At 35.9% G+C, this 19,026-nt stretch carries 15 protein-coding genes; 2 read left to right on the top strand and 13 right to left on the bottom strand.

Annotated features, from left to right (window positions below; translation table 11 throughout):
- Positions 1 to 24 precede the first annotated feature (24 nt).
- From ACVWNY_RS03700 to ACVWNY_RS03645, 12 genes are all read right to left on the bottom strand, one after another.
- Positions 25 to 5,388: a hypothetical protein gene (locus ACVWNY_RS03700; protein ID WP_454071681.1), complete on the bottom strand. Its 5,364-nt coding sequence runs from the start codon at positions 5,386 to 5,388 to the stop codon at positions 25 to 27.
- Positions 5,389 to 5,483: 95 nt separating this feature from the next.
- On the bottom strand, positions 5,484 to 6,257 hold the full coding sequence (locus tag ACVWNY_RS03695; RefSeq protein WP_454071680.1) for a hypothetical protein: 774 nt from the start codon (positions 6,255 to 6,257) through the stop codon (positions 5,484 to 5,486).
- 9 nt (positions 6,258 to 6,266) lie between these two features.
- The gene (locus ACVWNY_RS03690; RefSeq protein ID WP_454071679.1) at positions 6,267 to 6,770 is read right to left on the bottom strand and encodes a hypothetical protein; all 504 of its coding nucleotides are present in this window, start codon (positions 6,768 to 6,770) and stop codon (positions 6,267 to 6,269) included.
- Positions 6,763 to 7,506 carry an LPXTG cell wall anchor domain-containing protein gene (locus tag ACVWNY_RS03685; RefSeq protein WP_454071678.1) on the bottom strand — a complete coding sequence of 248 codons (744 nt, stop codon included), beginning with the start codon at positions 7,504 to 7,506 and terminating at the stop codon, positions 6,763 to 6,765. Before ACVWNY_RS03685 ends, ACVWNY_RS03690 begins: the two co-directional genes overlap by 8 nt.
- A gap of 19 nt (positions 7,507 to 7,525) precedes the next feature.
- Positions 7,526 to 8,296, bottom strand: coding sequence for a hypothetical protein (locus ACVWNY_RS03680; RefSeq protein ID WP_218324486.1), 771 nt, complete (start codon positions 8,294 to 8,296; stop codon positions 7,526 to 7,528).
- Entirely contained in the window at positions 8,274 to 8,864 is a 591-nt protein-coding gene (locus tag ACVWNY_RS03675; protein ID WP_454071677.1) for a signal peptidase I, read from the bottom strand. The genes ACVWNY_RS03680 and ACVWNY_RS03675 overlap by 23 nt, the downstream gene beginning before the upstream one ends.
- 341 nt (positions 8,865 to 9,205) lie before the next feature.
- On the bottom strand, positions 9,206 to 10,156 hold the full coding sequence (gene manA, locus ACVWNY_RS03670; RefSeq protein WP_218324814.1) for a mannose-6-phosphate isomerase, class I: 951 nt from the start codon (positions 10,154 to 10,156) through the stop codon (positions 9,206 to 9,208).
- A 7-nt stretch (positions 10,157 to 10,163) separates the two neighbouring features.
- Entirely contained in the window at positions 10,164 to 11,183 is a 1,020-nt protein-coding gene (locus ACVWNY_RS03665; RefSeq protein WP_454071676.1) for a serine hydrolase domain-containing protein, read from the bottom strand.
- A gap of 40 nt (positions 11,184 to 11,223) precedes the next feature.
- Positions 11,224 to 12,054 (bottom strand): VOC family protein, encoded by an 831-nt coding sequence (locus tag ACVWNY_RS03660; RefSeq protein ID WP_454071675.1) that lies wholly within the window; start codon positions 12,052 to 12,054, stop codon positions 11,224 to 11,226.
- Between the two features lie 131 nt (positions 12,055 to 12,185).
- Positions 12,186 to 14,042 (bottom strand): ABC transporter ATP-binding protein, encoded by a 1,857-nt coding sequence (locus ACVWNY_RS03655; RefSeq protein WP_454071674.1) that lies wholly within the window; start codon positions 14,040 to 14,042, stop codon positions 12,186 to 12,188.
- A complete protein-coding gene (locus ACVWNY_RS03650) occupies positions 14,043 to 15,767 on the bottom strand; it encodes an ABC transporter ATP-binding protein (protein ID WP_218324481.1) in 1,725 nt (574 codons plus the stop codon).
- Complete coding sequence (locus ACVWNY_RS03645; RefSeq protein WP_218324480.1) at positions 15,768 to 16,409, bottom strand: TetR/AcrR family transcriptional regulator; 642 nt, start codon at positions 16,407 to 16,409, stop codon at positions 15,768 to 15,770.
- 208 nt (positions 16,410 to 16,617) lie between these two features.
- Here ACVWNY_RS03645 and ACVWNY_RS03640 point away from each other — a divergent pair, with 208 nt between their 5' ends.
- Positions 16,618 to 16,926, top strand: a complete 309-nt coding sequence (locus tag ACVWNY_RS03640; RefSeq protein ID WP_218324479.1) for a rhodanese-like domain-containing protein — start codon at positions 16,618 to 16,620, stop codon at positions 16,924 to 16,926.
- 150 nt (positions 16,927 to 17,076) lie between these two features.
- Positions 17,077 to 17,697 carry an FMN-dependent NADH-azoreductase gene (locus ACVWNY_RS03635; RefSeq protein ID WP_218324478.1) on the top strand — a complete coding sequence of 207 codons (621 nt, stop codon included), beginning with the start codon at positions 17,077 to 17,079 and terminating at the stop codon, positions 17,695 to 17,697.
- Positions 17,698 to 17,739: 42 nt separating this feature from the next.
- Here the strand turns inward: ACVWNY_RS03635 and ACVWNY_RS03630 are convergent, their stop codons facing one another.
- Positions 17,740 to 18,903 carry an AI-2E family transporter gene (locus ACVWNY_RS03630; RefSeq protein ID WP_218324477.1) on the bottom strand — a complete coding sequence of 388 codons (1,164 nt, stop codon included), beginning with the start codon at positions 18,901 to 18,903 and terminating at the stop codon, positions 17,740 to 17,742.
- Between the last annotated feature and the right edge of the window lie 123 nt (positions 18,904 to 19,026).

Genomic DNA, 19,026 nt, shown 5'->3' with positions numbered 1-19,026 from the left:
AAATCGTAGTCACGCTTTTTAACATTAATTTTCTGGTGGATCCCAAATCATAAAGGTCCACGGTACTTGATAAAGCGGTTCGGTATCAGCTTCATTTTGATAAGCGTTAAAGACAATTTGATATTCGCCATTTAAACTTTGAGCTAAATCATTCGCTATCTGAATATTCCAGGAACCAGTATCAGCTCCCAAAATCGGATTCAAATTAGCAAAAATTTGATCTCTCACTGCATCCTCCACCACTTTATATTGACTGCCATTTTTCACTTGAACTTCAGCCGTTACTTTTGAAATATTGGTTTTAGAATAGTTTAAAGTAATATCTCGAACTGAACTGCTGTTGTATAGTAGGCGGTCATTTAGGTTTGATGTGACTCTTAAACCAGTTGAAGGCTGCTGGGATATCATAAAAGCTCCACTAATCGTATTAACAACTTTCCCATTGAGTGGATAGTCGCCTTCATAATTAGTTTTTATTTGCAAGTTCAGATTATAAAAGCCAACTGGTAATGGATCGACTGGTGTGGTGATTTTAAAATTATATTCAAACAATGCCCCAGCGTTAGTCAGATCTCCTAATGGATAAATAAATATCAGCTGGTTACCAACTCTGCGGGTTTCAATAATTTCGCCCTCACTGTCTGTAAGTAACGTCCCTTGAGGCCAATTGACGGTATCCCCATTCATCGCACTGGTCAAATCAATAACCATTGCTACAGACTTATCTGTATTAAAAGCATCTACACTACCAGTCACATCGTTTACATCGAGGCTACCACCTAAATTTAGTGCTTCATTTTGTTGCACACTAACAGGTGGAAACTCAGTTTGATTATGGGTGAAGATACGTTCAGAATTTATGTTATAGCTTGGACTTTCATAAGCTGCACTTGTCGCAAATTCCAAACTAATATAATTATCAGAAGTAGTTACAGGTGCGTTTCCTTGTCCGAAATCTATAATAAATAAATAAGAAAGTTGATCATAATCGACCGCCCAATTCTTCATATCCGCGATAGTCAAGGTTTCGTTCGTTGTCCCAGTCCGAATAAATTTGGTGAGATCAACCTTAGTTAATGGACTACCCGTTTCATTTCTATAGTAATAATAAATTGGGTCAATAGGCTCACCATCTTTTCGTGACTGATTCTTCATCAAGATTGTCGCTCCTGCTGGTAGATTCACTTCAGCTGAAGTCGATCCATCGGATTTATTAAAAGATAGGAAAGTATCATTACCAATTGCTGCACCAACATTATTTTCATTCACTCCTGTCACATCATACGCAAATTGAACAGTAAAAGCACCATCTTCTAATGTTGTAGTAGCATCACCTGGAGTTATTGTAGAATATTCTTTCCCAGCAACCAAAGCAGTTTCTGGTGTAATTTTGGACAACCGTCGTCTAATGTTTAGAACTACTTGAAATTCAAGATCATCCGAATCTTTTGATTGATAAGTAATTGTCACTTTTCTTGCATCTAATACATTATTGATATTGTTTGTATTAAATATTTCGTAGTTTAATTGATTTCCAGTTTGCGAAATATTACCAATCGAGGTAATACCATTGATTGAAGCCAACTCTTCTATTGAACCTCCACTAAATCCATTATCAATCGCAAATGTTCGATTACCATAAGTTACGCCGTTATTTAAATTGTTACTAATTGTATTTTTTGTCTCTAAATCAACATTGGAGGTGGTTTCTACACTCTTTATTTGCAAATTAGATCCTGTTAAATTCTCAAAATCTGGTAAATCGACAGTTTGTATTCTTGGGGTATTTTCAGTTTGCCAATTTGGATAATCTGTTTCATTAAAAGCATAAATGTCACGCTCAAAAATTTCACGGTAGCGAATCCTAACTTGTTTTACTGGTGCAATGTTTCTAAATTCATTGGTTGCGCCATCAAGTGTGTACCGTTGAATCAAATATGGCTGCCACGAGGTAACTTCTTTAGCTTTTGTATCAAATTCTGTCTTGGAACCATTATAGATAACAGGCAAACTTGCAGTCATTTGTTCTCCATAAGGAACAAGGGTATTATTTGCTCCTCGAACTTCTGCAACAACTTTGACCATTGTCACATCTGCTAAACTATCCTGAACATCTTCATAGGGAACATATTTGGCAACAGTGGCACTTCCTCCAATCGAGGTATCACCACTATTATAGAGCAGATTTTTATCCGTGGAATAATACACTTGATAATTAACATTTGCCGAAGATTCTATTGATACCTCTCCATTTAACTTCAGGGAATATTGGCTAGTTTGTTGTGAATCATACCATTCAGGTAAGTTCGCATCTGCAGTTGTTTTAGGAATTGGTAAGTAATAGAAAAATCTACCTGTTGGGCTGACTACATATCCAGGCTGACTAGTATTATTCATGGAAAAATTCATGTCAAAGGCTGTTTCGTTACTGTCTAACATTCCTATTCCAGCATCATCTTCAGGTACTTCTTCAGATAAATCAGTGCTTAAACCGAAATCGAGCTCTGCTTGAACAGTATTAAACATGTAATTTCCACTATTATAAGCACCAGATAGTCTGTAGCCTGTTTGTGATGGCGTATTATTAGAATAATAAAATATCTTTGCTAAATCAGTGTCTTGGGCTGTCTCTTCTGCACTTATTGCTTCCCCGACTCCCCATTGGTCTTGTACCATAGTTCCAGGATTTTGACCTGCATAACCAGATGCTAAATTTTTATCTGTTATAAACAATAACTCTTGATAATTTATCAGTTCGGCACGGGCAGAGATATTTACCTGCATCTGATAATTAATTGTAATATTATTACCTATTGACTCACGGTCTTCATTATAATATCCTATGCCTTTCTCTGTCTGCGGCGTGACCAGATAAACTTTACCATTCACGCCATTTTCTCCTAAAAGAATCGGATCACTAAGATCATAGGCTAACGCCTCACCGTCTTGGGTGAGGCCGATTGTCGAAGGCAATAAATCCATATCTACTGGCGTTCGAATGATAAAAACTGGGTCAGGAGAATATTGCCCATAAGCATACGGATAAAAATAATGAAAAGCTTGAGCTTCTATATTTACTTTTTCACCTACCGCGACCCGATCATCTGATGTCATCATCAATTTATCATTTTCATTTTTGACAGTCATATCATTGATACCTAGAGAAACATCTGCTTGGTTGGCGACATAACTATCCGTAATGATTTGTGTACGAATACCATCGTTAACGTAATTATTACTTTCAGTACCATTAATACCCTTGATACTAAATGTAGTTTGCGGTCTACCATTCCCTAAGGCTGTCTGGAAAGTTTTTCCAAAAAAATTCCCTCCAACATTTCTCAGTTGATTTGAATTTCCACTTGTATAATGCCCACCATCTCTTGTTGGAGTAATCGCTAAATCATAAGTCAAGGATTTAATGTAATAATCGTCAATATCCTCTGGTACTTCATCTAATCCTTTAGTTAACATTTCACGATTGACATAATAATACCCTCGTTCGTCAGGATATCCGAGTAGCGGCTCCACCTCTTTTGAATTGACATTACCTACAACGCTTTGACTATAGTTTCGTGAAATGTTTACACCTGCATACTCTTGACTGGGTGTTAATGTATATTCCCCTTCTAATTCATTTTGACCTGCAGTAGATCCTTTTTTTTGAAGTTTAAATTTAAAATTATAGGGATACTCTCTTGCTGAAGTAATACTACCACCATAGTCAGTATTTACCGTCCAGAATTGGACAGTTGTAACACCCATTCGCCAAGGCGTTCCAGTCCCAAATTCATAATTTACTTCGGCAGTTCCACTGCCACCTGTGTTTTCTTCAATCAAATTAAATCCTAGTAAATTTTGCTGTCCCTCTGTTCTAGTTAACGTTGAAAACCAACTACCACTAACTCCGTGTGATTTTTCAAAATTTAGTGGCACATCTGCACCTTTGATTGAGACAGAAATCGTTGAATCTCCTAAAGGCCAAACTTGATTTCTTGTCATATTCATATTACCGTCTTCATCAGCCTGATAATTCCCAAAATCCCAACCTAAATTTTCACCGGTAAATAAAATTTTATCACTAGTAGAAAAATTCTTGCTAGGATCCGGTTCTTCTACTTCTGAAGGTAGTTTATAATGCATCTCTAGTTGATTGACTAATAATAAATATTCTTGACTTGTATCGGCAAAAGAATAATTCACGATAACTCTGCCATCCGCCTGCGTTTCAGTAGAATACGTTAATACTGGTTTTCCATTTGCTGCAGTCAATCGATCAATCCAGGCTTGCATTCTTGTACCATCTAAAATAGCCGATACATATGTTCCGTCTCCTAAATCTTTGTGAGGAACATAAGCTTGCCAAGAAACATTACTCATATAATAGGCATTTCGGCCAAGACTCTCATTCGTTCTTCTTAAGCGCGTTTGAATGTAAATACTTAAATCTGTATCTAAAGTTTGCGGATTGGGTTGTCCACTTCCTGGTGTTGATCCAGTAACAACCGATGCCACTGCTGGTGAAGGCATATTAATATCATCTAAGGTTCTTTTTTCAACTGACGTATCATCTTCAAACATTTCAATTGTTAATGGAAGGCCTCGAGTAAGACTGCTATTCTCCACACCGGACCAATAGGAGCGATTATCGTGACCAGTATCCATATAATTGGGCAACAGACTTAGAGATAAACCCGCAGTTTCAAATGAAGGATCTAGCTCAATAACAATCTTTGATCCAGTTATGTAACTAGCATTATAAGGATTATCTTCATTACTAGAATCAAGAAATTCTGACTCATTAAAGGTTGTATCCATTTGATTAATTACACGCGGGTTTCTTTCTTTGATAGACCAGTTAATTACATGAGGAGAGGCGTTAGAACCAGCTATATCATCTAATTGCGTTCTTCTTATCATAACGCCATAAGGAATATCAATTTCTACTTGTCTAGTAGCTGCTGAAGTTGTGTAATCATTCAACTGAATATTTAGATTATATCCTTGTGTATCTACACCCAGCCAGTTTGTACTAACGTCGAGTTCATCGTCTTTTCGAAAATAAGTTTCTGAACCATTTTCTCCAGCAACCCTTGAAAAAAATCGATCATTCACAGCTTGTTCTGATCCAGTTTTGGCTTCGGGCATTTCTATGTCTGCTGCCTCTTGTTCAGTATCTTCCTCAAATGATATTTCCGGTTCTTCAGAAGAAGTACTTGTTGCTTCATTTGCTGGTATCTCTTCATTTTTTGTATACGAATTCAAGGTACTAGTTTCTGTCCCAGAAGTTTGTCTTTGACTAACAGCAATCGAAGAAATATTAGCAAACGAAGAGACTACTAATAAAAAAGTGATGACTGATATAACTATAGGTCTTATTTTTTTCATAAAATCATCTCCTCAAACTTTCCTCGAGTTACTAATTATTTACAGCTAATCCACTTACAAAAAATACATCTGCTGATTGATTTGTATAAACTTCATCAGGCCTGTACTTCAGCATATAAAAAACAATTGATTCTCCTGAATTCAAAGTATCTAACTGGATAGATCGAGCATCCCCGATTCCATTCACGATGGTTTTTCCAAAAAAAGATCGAATTTGTCTGATCAGGTGCTACAGTATCGTTACTCCAGGATAAAGTTAAAGCTGTAGCTGTATCTGCCGTAACTGTTACTTTGGCATAAGGACTGCTAGCTGAATCTTCTACCGAGTAGGTATAACCACTCGCTGCTTTCTTAATTAAAAAATCAGCTGACAATTCATAACGATAAGGAGCTGTTACTGTAGCTTTCACTCGAACTTTTCTTTCCTCTACTCCCGATAAAAAGTCATCAGGCAAAATAATATTTATATCATCAGTTGTCTGTCGTGTTTTCACATCAGAAGCAGCTAGAGTATTACTGTAACTTGTATCATTTGCACCACTAGCTTTTGTTCTAAAACTCGTTACACCACCATCAAGTATGATTGTGTAATCAATCGGTACCTCGGTAAAACGTTCCGCATCTGGAAAGTTTTTTAATTTCAAACCGATGCTGTCTCCTGCAATCCAGTTTGACAGAGTGTAATCAGCTTCTGAACTAGGATTATCCTCTAATAAATAATTGCTATTAAAATACATATCACGAGCCTTAATCGGTTGGTCCTCAGATTGTACCTCGATATATTTTGCGTAAGCGAACAAGCCTATGAAAAGAATTGATACTACCGCAATCGCACCAACTATTTTTTTGTTTTTTAGTATATTCTTCATCTTATTCACCTAATCCAGTTGTTGCGTGTCTAATCTCAAGCGCAATGCTTTCAATTGACCTGCATAACTATAATCATTCATGTCTTCTGGCCAAGTAACCGTGAGTATAAATTCATCTGTTAACTCTTGTTTTTTTCCAGGCGTCATTTTTCCACTGTACGGCAATGATTCCGTTACACCATCTTTTTTCAAAGTCCATTCCAATGGTAGAGAAGCAAAATTTTCTAATGATAAGTTATATGTATACGACGTTTCAGTTTGACTTGCGCCTTTAAAATTCGAAATGCTCACAGGAATATTGATTGTTTCTCCCGGAACCATCTCGTCATCATCTGTAAGATTTTCAACAACCATTCCATCGCCTAAAAACAAAGCGACACGAGAAGTTTTATTATTTTGGACACTTTCTTGATATTTTGAATATGTAAAACGAACAAGAAAAGAGAACGAAATCAGAATAACTGAAAATAAAATGGCAATTAAATAGCGATTGTCTTTTACAAACTTATTCATTCGTCTCTTCCTTTCTTTTTCGTTTAATAATTAAAACTATGCCAATTAATAAAAATCCGGTATAAACCCACCAGTATTGCAAGGCCTCTCCCGTTTTTGGTAAATATCTGAGAATTCCCGAATCTCGATTAGTCTGAGTGCCTGAACCACCTCTTGTATTAGGAATCTGCATCAACGGTATGTTTCCATCACGATCCTGATCATCACTGGCAATTCCTTCCTCATTCAAAATGGTGATAATAAATTTGTAATACAAATCTTCATTTTGTGCCTGAATGCCCAAATCAGTATCCCGTGGATCGCTAACATAACCGTCCCACTGCCACCTAATCTCATAATTTTCAGTCTGACCTCTCGCCAGACTTCGATCACGACTTAAGGTCCCATTCAACTCTTGATAATTGGCCTCGCTGCCAAAAATCAACTCATTATTTCGATAGATTGCATATTCAATTGGAATATTGTGCTGATTTTCAGTAGCCATCGTTAGGCGATAATCTTGTCTAACATCGGTAATATTTTTAATTGTAAAACTGAAACTGCCATCTTTGGTTGGGTATAATAAAGTATCACCATTTAATTCGGGGTCGCCAAATAGAGGGAATTTTTCATTCTCTTGCCAAATGACATTGTTTTGGTCTTCAATTTCTAAAAATTCTGATGCCCTTACTTCTTGTGCCATTCCGAAAAAGAAAAAGAGACACAATCCGCAAAGGAAGTATTTAATTCTTCGCATCATTGTGCCCCCCTATTAATTAGTCAAGTTGTGTAAATGCAACATCTACTTTTAGTTGGTATTTTGATAATTTGTCATAGTCATTATCACCAGTTATTACTTCGTTTTCGTTTGTTGCATTCTTTGTACCTAAATTTGTGTCTAATGAATCATTAGTAGCAACAGGTTCTCTTTCAAATAACCAACGCCAAGCTACAGCCACTGTTTTTGTTGTTGATGTCCCACTAGCTGGTTTCATTAAATCATAGGTACCTAATCCAGATGCAGTTGAAATTGCTGTATTTAAAGCAGCAATTGTACCCCAATCAGATGAAGTATCTGGTTGACCACTAGCATTATAAGTAATTAATGAATACTCAATTGGAATACTGTTCGTATTTGTTTCACTAAGAGTAATGTTAGAAGCTCTTACCGCAACCTCTGAATTGTTTTCCAAACCAATTTCAAAGAAGCCTGATGTACCTGGTGCTAAAATATTTTTGTCAGTGTTATTTGACCAAACATCTTGTTCACTAGGATCACCAGCTGTGTTAACAGCTGTCGGCGTTTGCAAAACATTACCTAAAATGACAGGTTTTTCTTTCCAATCATCATATAAAGAATTTAAATTAAATACATCCTCTGTAAAACTACTACCTACTTCAAATTTCGCCACCCGTGCTGATGCATCATGAGTTGCTGTGCCTGTATACTTCGCCAACGTTCCTCCAACTAAACTTAAAGTGACCACAACGAGTGCAGTGACTATGCCTGCGCGTCTGATGTTCTTATCCTTCTTCCGTTCCTTCATCACTTGTTCCTCCTTTTCTTTTATGCATAAATGATCGAATTCGATCATAAGCCAAAAATAATAAAATCGGTATGCTCACTGTAATTACTAGACCAATTGGTGTTTGTAAAAACAGCAAGACGTCGCCAAGCTTTGGGATGGTAATTGTACTGCTCCCTAAAACTTGCTCAGGTGTTACTAGATTTTGGTCGGGTGTATTATTTGCCCGCCCTTGTGTTTGATAGGCTATTTCTCCATCTTGTTCTTGAATCGAGATGACCTCATGGGTAATGTACTCATTATTTATTTCATAAGTGATAACATCTCCCACTTGGAAAGTTTGACCATCCGTTTTTGTATCAACAATGACCAAATCACCCACTTTGATACTGTCAGCTTGTCCATCGTCCATCGATCCAGACTGAACAATTAATGGTGTTTTCCCAAAAATTTGTGGAGGAATATCAGGATTAGCATAACTCTTATATAGTAAGTAACAATTCATAATTAATAATGGAATCATTATTACTAATAATATTTTCCCAATCAAACCAGAAATTGAAAACTTTTTTTTAACACTGGATTCCAATTTATTAACCTCCTTTTATTTAATTTAAGAAACAAAACCTCACTTAATTATAATAGAAATCAAACAAACCAACAAGATTATTATCTAATTTCCAAACAAAAATCACTTTTTATAACTAATAGTTATAATTAATTAAATTTATTTATTCTATTGACTGTTATATCATCTTTTTAACAGAATTAATTTACTAAATTGATTCTTCACACTTGTGTTTATTTAGCAAAATAAACACAAAAAAAAAGCCAGAGATATTAATAAAAATTACATCTCTGGCTTTAAAAAAATATTATAATATTTTCAAAATGAATTTTAAAATAACAATTATTGAAAATTAGAATTTTTTAATGTTGTGGTGTAGAAGCAATTATTTTGCATTCTCCAGCGATTTTCCAGTCTTTTATTTGGTTTGGTACGATGAAACTGGTTCCCGCATTTAGTTCAAAAGTCTTTCCTTCAACAGTCATTTCGCCGTAACCTTCAATAACGGTCGCTAAGGTGTATAGGCTAGTTTGGCTCAAGTTTAATTCACCCATGATTTGCCATTCATAAATATTGAAGAAATCTGATTCCAAATAAGTAATAATCGCTGAATTACCTTTTTTTACTTCTTTGATCTGTAATTCAGGTGTAGTTGCAGGGACGGTCATAACATCAATGGATTGTTGAATGTGTAATTCACGTAGCTTTCCTTGATCGTCTTTTCGATCATAATCATATACTCGATAAGTTGTGTCAGAACTTTGTTGGGTTTCTAAAATCATGATGCCTTTACCAATCGCATGCATCGTCCCACTAGGAACATAATAAAAATCGCCCGCTTTTACCGGGATTCTGCGTAATAATTGATCCCATTTTTCATCATGAATCATTTCAGCTAATTCTTCTCGAGTTTTTGCATTGTGACCATAAACGATCGATGCACCCGGCTCAGCACTGATAATGTACCAACATTCTGTCTTGCCTAATTCACCTTCATGAGCCATTCCATAAGCATCATCTGGATGAACTTGAACGGATAAATCATCTTCGGCATCTAGGATTTTTGTTAACAAAGGGAACACTTCTCCTGCTTGATTACCAAATAATTCTCGTTGATTTTTCCATAATTGACTAATTTTTTGACCTTTAAACTCGCCATTTTCGACAATGCTTTCTCCATGAGGATGCCCACTAATTGCCCAGTCTTCTCCGATTTTATCGTTGGGTAAATCAAAACCGAAGACAGTGTTTAAACGATTGCCACCCCAAATTTTTTCTTGAAATACAGGTTTTAAGAATAATGGTTCCATAATGTGCTCCTTATTTTTGATAGATTTTTTTTCGTTCTGATAAATAACTAGTAATAATTTCGTCTCGCGCCAAAATATACTTTTCTCGTTCATCAACTGGATGGACACGATTAGATAAAAAGATAAATCCTGACTGATGGTAACTGTCTAACAAAATAAACGTACCGGTATAACCTGTGTGAAATAATAACGGTGCTTGATTTTGATTACTAAACTTTAGATCCCAACCAAGTGAACGCTTTCCCGAAAAATCTGGTGTTTGATCTTGATAGAGTTCCTCAATCGTTTCTCGCTTCAAATAATCTTTTCCAAATGCCAAATACATTTCAACAAATTTGGATAAATCCGTTAAAGAGCTGAATAAACCGGCATTTCCAGCATGCGTTTTAAGTGTTCGCGCTTTAGGATCATGGGTGACGCCTTTTAAGATTTCCCCAGTCACTAATTTTTCAGTTGGTACAAAACGTTTGTCTATATTATTAGGTAAAAAACAGCTTTCTGACATATCAAGAGGTTGCAAGACTTCTGATTGAAAAACCTCAGTCACATCTTTTTGAAATATTTCTTCTATTAAAAAACCCAATAAAATCGTTCCAGCATCTGTGTACTGCACTTTTTTTCCTAAATCTTTCCCTGGTTGAAGTTTCAAATAAGCAGCTTGTAATTCTTTGGCCGATAAGCGGTCTCGTTGAGGAATATACGTCTGAATATCTGAAGTATGGGTTAACAAGTGGCGCAAAGTAATCTCAGGATTTTCGAAGTTAGGCAAATATTTTTTTAAAGGTTGATCCCATTCAATTTGCTTTGCTTCATGCAATTGCAGCATCACCGTTAGAGTGCAAACGACTTTTGTTAAAGAGGCTACATCAAATAATAAATCTGCTGTCATTGGCTGTAAAACTGGTGCAATTTGCGCATAGCCCAATGTTTGTTGGAAGGTCGCTTGATCTTCCATAAACTGATAGACTACTCCAGGATAGACTCCTGCTAACATTTTATCCTTAATTAATTCTTGTGTCTCAGGATACATAATTTCACCTTTTCGTTTAAAAAAGAGTGGTTTCCCACTCTTAAAGTTTCCAACTGGTTACAAACCACCATTCAATCCCAATCGGATCATAAATCGTAACAAGTGTTTGTTTTTTATCCGCAAAAAATTCGCGCTTTTCTTTTTCTAAGTTTGCAATTAACGCCACTAGGTTTTCTTGACTGATCTTAAATTGTAAAAAGTCTAGACCTAACACTTTATCAGTCGGTAAATCAATGACACCGCCATCAACTTCGGATAGTCCAACGTTAAAATCACCACGATTAAGTGCCACCACTTTATCAGTTTCTGTCTGAGTTTTTAAGCCCAATACTTCTTCTAGAAATTTTTCTTGTTGGGTTAGGTTGTTAACATTTAAGTGGACTTTATCAAAATAAGCTTCGTGGATTTTTTCCTTGTTGGTCGCTTTTTTCAATAATTTTTCAAAGTCCACTTGAATAATTTCAGCAGTCGATCTTTCTTTACTAGGCGCGTAAAAGATTTCTACTTGATTACCTTCAGGATCTTCTACTAATAAGCCTTTTTCTTCACCGCTGGCTAAAGCACTTTTTACTTCATAATCATTTTTTTTGATGCGTGCGTAGACATTAGCTAGCTCTTCTTCATTTGGTACAACTAATGAAATACGAGCCAATCTTTTTACTTCTCCAAAATGTTCTTCCGCTCGGGGACTTTCTTCAAGCCATAAGATTTCGCGGTAAGGTTCTTTATAACCTAATATCGCTAATTCGTTTTCTTCCCGTAACAAATGAAAGCCAATAATATCACGATAAAAATGAATTAATAAGTCACGATTTTTTACTCGAATGGCGATTGTCTTCAACGACATTTCACCTAAATCAAAATTTTCCAATGGATACACCTCATCTCGATTTAATTCTACCGATAGGCTTCTAATACCGCAAGTAATATCTTTCTTCTTTTTGAGCTTTTTAAAGCATTTTGTCGAAAAAACCGAACAATCGCTAGATTGTCCGGCTTTTTCTATGCAACTTCTTCTGAAAACTGACTATTATATAAATCTGCGTAAAAACCTTTCTTTTCCATTAACTCTTCGTGATTTCCAGTTTCAACAATCGCTCCATGGTTCATAACGATAATATTGTCGGCATCCCGAATCGTTGAAAGGCGATGTGCGACTACAAAGCTTGTTCGTTTTTCTAACAAACGGCTCATAGCTTTTTGGATTAAAATTTCAGTTCGTGTATCTACACTGGAAGTAGCTTCATCTAAAATCAAAACATCCGGATTTGCCAAGAAGGCGCGAGCAATCGTAATCAATTGACGTTGTCCTTGAGAAATGTTGCTAGCTTCTTCATTTAAGACAGTCTGGTAACCTTCAGGTAATTTACGAACAAATTCATCTACGTGAGCGGCTTTAGCTGATCGAATAATCTGTTCTTCCGTCGCATTCTCATTACCATAGCGAATATTATCGTAAATTGAACCGGTAAATAGCCAAGTATCTTGTAAAACCATCGAGAAATGACTACGTAATTCATCACGAGAAATATCTCTGGTATCGACACCATCATATTTAATTGATCCATCTTTCACATCATAAAAACGTTCCAATAAATTAATTAAGGTCGTTTTTCCTGCTCCAGTTGGTCCAACAATTGCCACCATCTCTCCCGGCTGAACATTTAAATTAAAGTCGGTCATCAATAATTCATCATCCGAATAACCAAACTGTACATGCTCAAATTGGACTTTATAAGGAGAATTTTCTTCTACAGGAATTCCTGATGGATTATTTTCCATTTCTGCTTCGTCTAATACTTCAAAAACCCGTTCTGCTGAAGCGACCGTCGATTGAATTGTGTTCATTAAGTTAGCAATTTGAGTGATCGGTTGTGAAAATTGATTGGTATATTGTAAGAATGCTTGCACATCCCCTAAGGTCATATTTCCGTTTGCAACCTTTACCCCACCTAGGACAGCTACAAAGACATAGCCTAGATTTTTTACAAAATTCATTAGCGGCATCACAATTGCAGAAATAAATTGTGCTTTCCAACCAGATTTGTATAGAACTTCATTTTCTTCTTCAAATTTTGCTTGGTCGGCCACTTCATGATTAAAAGTTTTAACCACTGTGTGTCCACCATAAGTTTCTTCTACTTGGTTATTTAGCAGTCCTAAACTCTTTTGCTGACTCGCAAAGTACCGTTGTGATTTAGGTGCTACAATCATTACCACGATTAAACTTAACGGAACAGTTGCCAAAGCTACCAAAGTTAATTGCCATGAAATAGACAGCATCATCGCTAAAACCCCGATGAAGGTTACGACACTTGTAATCATTTGGGTCAAATTTTGTTGCAAAGTGCTGGCAATATTATCCATATCATTGATTGCTCGAGACATGATATCTCCATTTGAATGGGTATCGAAATAAGAAATTGGCACTAGATTCATTTTTTCTTCTAAATCCCGCCGTAATTCGTAAACCGTTCGTTGAGATACACGAGTCATAATAAATTGTTGCATAAAATTGAAAATAGCAGAAATCACATACATGGCAATTACCATCATGATGATCTGTGCAATTTTATCAAAATCAATTGGGAAATTCTTAACTGGAATCCCCATCTTCATTTGCTGATAGCCCTTCATTACTCCTTTAAAAATTTCAGTAGTTGCTTGTCCTAAAATCTTGGGTGTTTGAATTTGAAAGACTACAGCAGCAATTGCCAAAACTAAAACGGCAACAATCGCTACAATGCGATGAGACATATATGAAAACAAACGTTTTACAGTCGACCAAAAGTTTTTTGCTCGTGGCCCTTGTTTGCCGATATTTCCAGCTGGTCCATGACCTCTTCCTGGTTGCGCCATCTATAAGTCCTCCTCTCTCAATTGAGATGAAACAATTTCACGGTAAGTCTCATTAGTTTCCATCAACTCCGCATGCTTACCTTGACCAACCACTTTACCTTCTTCTAAGACTAAAATGGTATCAGCATCCATAACAGTAGAAACTCTTTGGGCTACAATTACAACTATGCTGTCGGTGATTTCTTGGTTTAATGCTTTTCGCAAATTGGCATCGGTTTTAAAATCCAAAGCTGAAAATGAATCATCGAAAACATAAACATCCGCTATTTTAACCAAAGCTCGTGCGATGGCTAAACGTTGCCGTTGTCCGCCGGAAAAGTTCCCGCCACCCTGTTCTACTCGAGCATCTAATTGCTTAGGCAGTTTACTAACAAAATCTTTGGCTTGAGCAATTTCTAGTGCTTTCCAAATGGTTTCATCACTTGCATCTGCTACACCATACTGCATATTTTCTCGGATGGTTCCAGAAAATAGAACCGCTTTTTGTGGAACAAAACCAATCAGCTCTCGTAGATCATGTTGTTTCATCTCACTAATTGATACGCCATTCAAACGAATCTCACCAGATTCAATATCTAATAAGCGGGGAATTAAATTAATCAAGGTTGTTTTCCCTGAACCAGTTCCCCCGATAATCGCCACTGTTTCGCCAGCTTTAGCTTTAAAATGAACATCTTCCAAAGCCAAATTTTCAGCGCCGTTATAGCGATAATTCACATGATCAAAGACTAATGTCGTTTGATCACCAGCAGCTTCAATCACTTTTGGTACTGTTGGATCAAGAATCTTATCTTTTGCATCCAATACTTCATTGATCCGATCAGCTGAAGCTTGTGCTCTAGGCACCATAATGAAAATCATAGATAGCATCATAAAGCTCATTAAAATTTGCATGGCATAAGTCATAAAGGCAATTAAATTACCAACTTCTAAAGTTTGTTCAGCAATATAATGTCCGCCGAACCAAGTAATGGCGATATTGGTACCACTCATGATTAATGTCATTAACGGCATCATTAAAGCAACAATGGTATTTACTTTAATGGCGGTATTCGTGTAGTCCAAGTTGGCATTGTTAAAACGGTTTTCTTCATATTTTGTTTTATCAAAAGCCCGAATCACTCGAACACCAGTTAGTCCTTCACGAAAAACCAAATTCAAACGGTCAGTTTTCTTTTGCATACTTTTAAATAAAGGAACTGCCAAAAACATAATAATGCCGACAACAACTAACATGATAGGAATAACTACGAAAAATATTTTTGTTAGTTGTGCGTCTTTTTGATAGGCTAAAAAGCTAGCACCGACTAACATAATCGGTGCATTAATCATAATTCTTAAAAACATCTGTGTGACCATCTGTACTTGTGTCACATCATTGGTCGTTCTGGTAATCAATGAAGCAGTTCCGAAAGAATCAAATTCTCGATTAGAAAATCTTTCAACTTTTGCGTAAACGTCACTTCTTAGTTGTCTCCCTAATTTTTGTGATTCTCGCGTAGCAAAATAAGTATTCCCCACTGCAGCTAAAATACCTAAAAGAGAAATTCCGATCATCACAAAACCAGTGTGCCAGATATAATCAATGTTTCCTTTAGCTACACCATTATCAATAATATTTGATGTTAGTGTCGGTAAATACAAATCAGCAATTACTTGGAAAAACATAAATAAAATTGCTAGAATTGCCGCACTATAAGAAACACGTTTTAATAATTTCAGCATTTACTCTCCGTCCTTTCGATAGGCACCATCTCGCAGCCACGACAAACCTAGCTTGAGATTGGTGACAATTTGTTCAATTGGATAATCTGGATTTTTCATACGTTCATGATAGCCTTGACCAATTGTGGTAAAAAACATATTCATTAGATAGCGGATCAAGACCGCTAACTGTTCATCGTTTTCAACTTTTAAAGGTTTTTTATTAATGATTAAGAGCAATTCAGGAATGACTTTATGTTGATGAGTACGCTGTGATTGCCCCTCAGTCACTTTACGGCTGGCACGATAATCCATATGTAAAAATAAATTGCGATAAAAAGCGGCATCCTTGCCATTGAATAAATCAGAAATAAAAGCCGAAAAATAATGATCATAACCAGTAAATAAATCACCATCAGCAGCTTTAATTGCAGCAATTAGTTCTTCGCTACGGTCTTTTCTTAATTGATCAAAATAATAAAAATATAAATCTTCTTTGTCTTCAAAATATTGATAGAAACTTCCTCGTGGCACCTCTGCCAAGCGAATAATTTCGGCTATCGAAGCATCTTTTAATGGGTGCTTCGAAAATTCAATTTTTGCGGCCTCTAATATTCGGTCGCGCTTTTCTTGATTTAAACGAAAAAAAGTATCTTTGGGCATGAAAAAACTCCTTTTTTAATGACACTCTGTCATGTGACACCATGTCATTATAGCATATCTCATTTTTTTTACAAATATGACGATTTAAACTGAATTGTGTTAGTTTAGTAACGTTTTCCTAAAATTTTCTGAAAGCAACTTTAATCGCTTGATATAAATCTTGATTCATATTATTATCCAAACATATCAAAAAAAAGAGGTTATCGTTATGTTGCACACAATTACAACTCAAGAATTTAAAACTCTAGTAGATACTGCTAACGTGGCAGTAATTGATCTACGTGATCCAGATTTATTGGAACCAGAAGCATTAAATGAATTTAACAATAGTTTACAAATTTCATTTACCGAATTACCAAGTCGAATAAATGAATTAGACAAAGAAAAAACTTACTATTTGATCAGCCAATTTGGTGGACGGACTAAACCGATCGCTCAATATTTAAGTGAAAAAGGATTTGATGTTGTCAATGTTATTGGTGGCGTCAATGCCTATCATCAAGCTGTATTGGTCTAAAACAATTACAGATTATGACGTAATGCCTAGGCATTTGTCATGATCTTTTTTTATATTTTGATTTACTTACTTTTTATCAGACAAATAAATTGTTTTTTGTCATTTTTTTATGTATCATTTACGAGTAATGAAAAAAAAGGAGTGTATTAGATGTCAAACGTATTAGTAATTAAAGCTCACCCATTAACCAAAGACGAGTCACAATCAGTGGCTGTTTTGGATACATTTTTAACGGAGTATGAAGCAAAAAATCCATCTGACGTAATTGAGGTAGTCGATTTATATGATACAAACCTACCAGAAATCGATAAGGATATTTTATTAGGCTGGCGTGCTTTACAAGCTGGTGCTGATTTCACTAGTTTATCCGCTACACAACAAGAAAAAATTGCGACATTTAACAGCTTTACCGAACAATTTTTAGCTGCTGACAAAATCGTGATTGCCAATGGTATGTGGAACTTAAACATCCCAACCCGCTTAAAAGCTTGGTTTGATACGGTCAATGTAGCTGGTAAAACTTTCAAATATACTGCTGAAGGACCAGTTGGTTTAGTTGAAAATAAAAAAGCCCTACACATTCAATCTAGTGGTGGCGTGTATGGCGGAGAAGATTTCTCTTCATCATATATTAAACATATTCTAGCCTTCATCGGGGTAACTGATTTTGAAGCGATTTACATCGAAGGTGCGGATTACAATCCAGACGACCGTGAAGCTATCATGGCGGCAGCAAAAGATGCTGCAAAACAATTAGCAGATTCATTTTAATCAACAAAAAAACGTCGCTAGCCTAAGCTAACGACGTTTTTCTTATTCTTGTTCTGCTTGTGAATCATCATCTGTATATAAGCCAGAAATACGTTTATACCAATCAAAAATATGGATCGCAATAACTTTAATTACTGCATAAAATGGAATACCTAAAATCACACCGGCAATCCCAAATATTTTCCCAGCCGTTAATAAAACAAACATAATCGTGACTGGATGAATCTTTAATTGTGTCCCTAAAACTAACGGTGATACAATTCGTCCTTCAATCGTCTGCTCAATAATAAAGACCACAATTACTTTGACTAACATCAGCGGACTGGTTACTAATGCCAGAAAGACAACCGGCACCATCGCCAAGAATGATCCTAAATAAGGAATCAGGTTTAAAAATCCTGCCAAAACGCCTAAAGTAATAGCATAGTTTAAACCAATAATTGAAAATCCTGTCACAAACATAACCGCCACCGCAAAAGCCACCGTCAACTGTCCTCTAATATAAGACGAAAGTTGACTATTCATTTCAACTAACACTTTACCTGTTGGTTTGCGCATCTTTGTTGGTAAAAATGAGATTAGATATGGTGCTAGGTCTTTGCCATCTTTTAATAAGAAGAATAAAATAATCGGCGCAGTAATTAGCGCTATAACAATGGTTGCTACTGTCGAAACAACACTGCCTAAGCCTTTGATCGTAACCTGAGAAATATTTTTAGTGATGTCCGTCACTGATTCAAGAATTTTTTGAGCGCTATTTTCTAGATGCTCTTGGATCGGTTTAAAAGCTGGATCTTTAAAAATCTGATCGGCTTTAGCTGTTAAAGTATCAATGTACCCTGGTAAGCTTTGAATAAACAAACGGACTTGCTGTTGAATCTCGGGAATAATGACCACAATCCCCCAAATAATCAAACCAACTACTAAAATAAAAAGTAATATAATGCTGTAGGTTCGCTTAAGTCCCTTTTTCTCTAATAAATTAACTATTGGATTCATTAAATAAAATAAGATCCCCGCGATTACTACCGGCAAACCGACTATCGCAAAGAATTGCCCCACTGGTTCAAACAAATAGGAAACTTTAGTAAATACAAAAATAATAGTTAGTAAAAGTAATACGATAATTAAAGCGATCACTACTTGATTATTTAAAAACCATTTCCAAAACCACGATGTTCGTTGACTTAATTTTTTCTTGTCCAATCTCACCACTCCTGTATCAAACTCTTTAAAACTTTATTGAATTTGCGTAATTTTCACGAATAAATTTTGTTTTATTAATCAATCTCTTGCCATTAATTATAGCATAAACTATTTGAAATACTG

The organism is Enterococcus sp. JNUCC 77 (assembly GCF_054819945.1).
The sequence above is the reverse complement of the archived record's forward strand: the minus strand, read 5'-3'. Positions and strand labels throughout refer to the sequence as shown.

Excerpts from the sequence above, each read along its gene's own strand:
- ACVWNY_RS03700 (WP_454071681.1), bottom strand. The coding sequence starts at position 5,388 with ATGAAAAAAATAAGACCTATAGTTATATCAGTCATCACTTTTTTATTA.
- ACVWNY_RS03695 (WP_454071680.1), bottom strand. The coding sequence starts at position 6,257 with ATGAAGAATATACTAAAAAACAAAAAAATAGTTGGTGCGATTGCGGTA.
- ACVWNY_RS03690 (WP_454071679.1), bottom strand. The coding sequence starts at position 6,770 with ATGAATAAGTTTGTAAAAGACAATCGCTATTTAATTGCCATTTTATTT.
- ACVWNY_RS03685 (WP_454071678.1), bottom strand. The coding sequence starts at position 7,506 with ATGCGAAGAATTAAATACTTCCTTTGCGGATTGTGTCTCTTTTTCTTT.
- ACVWNY_RS03680 (WP_218324486.1), bottom strand. The coding sequence starts at position 8,296 with ATGAAGGAACGGAAGAAGGATAAGAACATCAGACGCGCAGGCATAGTC.
- ACVWNY_RS03665 (WP_454071676.1), bottom strand. The coding sequence starts at position 11,183 with ATGTATCCTGAGACACAAGAATTAATTAAGGATAAAATGTTAGCAGGA.
- ACVWNY_RS03655 (WP_454071674.1), bottom strand. The coding sequence starts at position 14,042 with ATGGCGCAACCAGGAAGAGGTCATGGACCAGCTGGAAATATCGGCAAA.
- ACVWNY_RS03650 (WP_218324481.1), bottom strand. The coding sequence starts at position 15,767 with ATGCTGAAATTATTAAAACGTGTTTCTTATAGTGCGGCAATTCTAGCA.
- ACVWNY_RS03645 (WP_218324480.1), bottom strand. The coding sequence starts at position 16,409 with ATGCCCAAAGATACTTTTTTTCGTTTAAATCAAGAAAAGCGCGACCGA.
- ACVWNY_RS03640 (WP_218324479.1), top strand. The coding sequence starts at position 16,618 with ATGTTGCACACAATTACAACTCAAGAATTTAAAACTCTAGTAGATACT.
- ACVWNY_RS03635 (WP_218324478.1), top strand. The coding sequence starts at position 17,077 with ATGTCAAACGTATTAGTAATTAAAGCTCACCCATTAACCAAAGACGAG.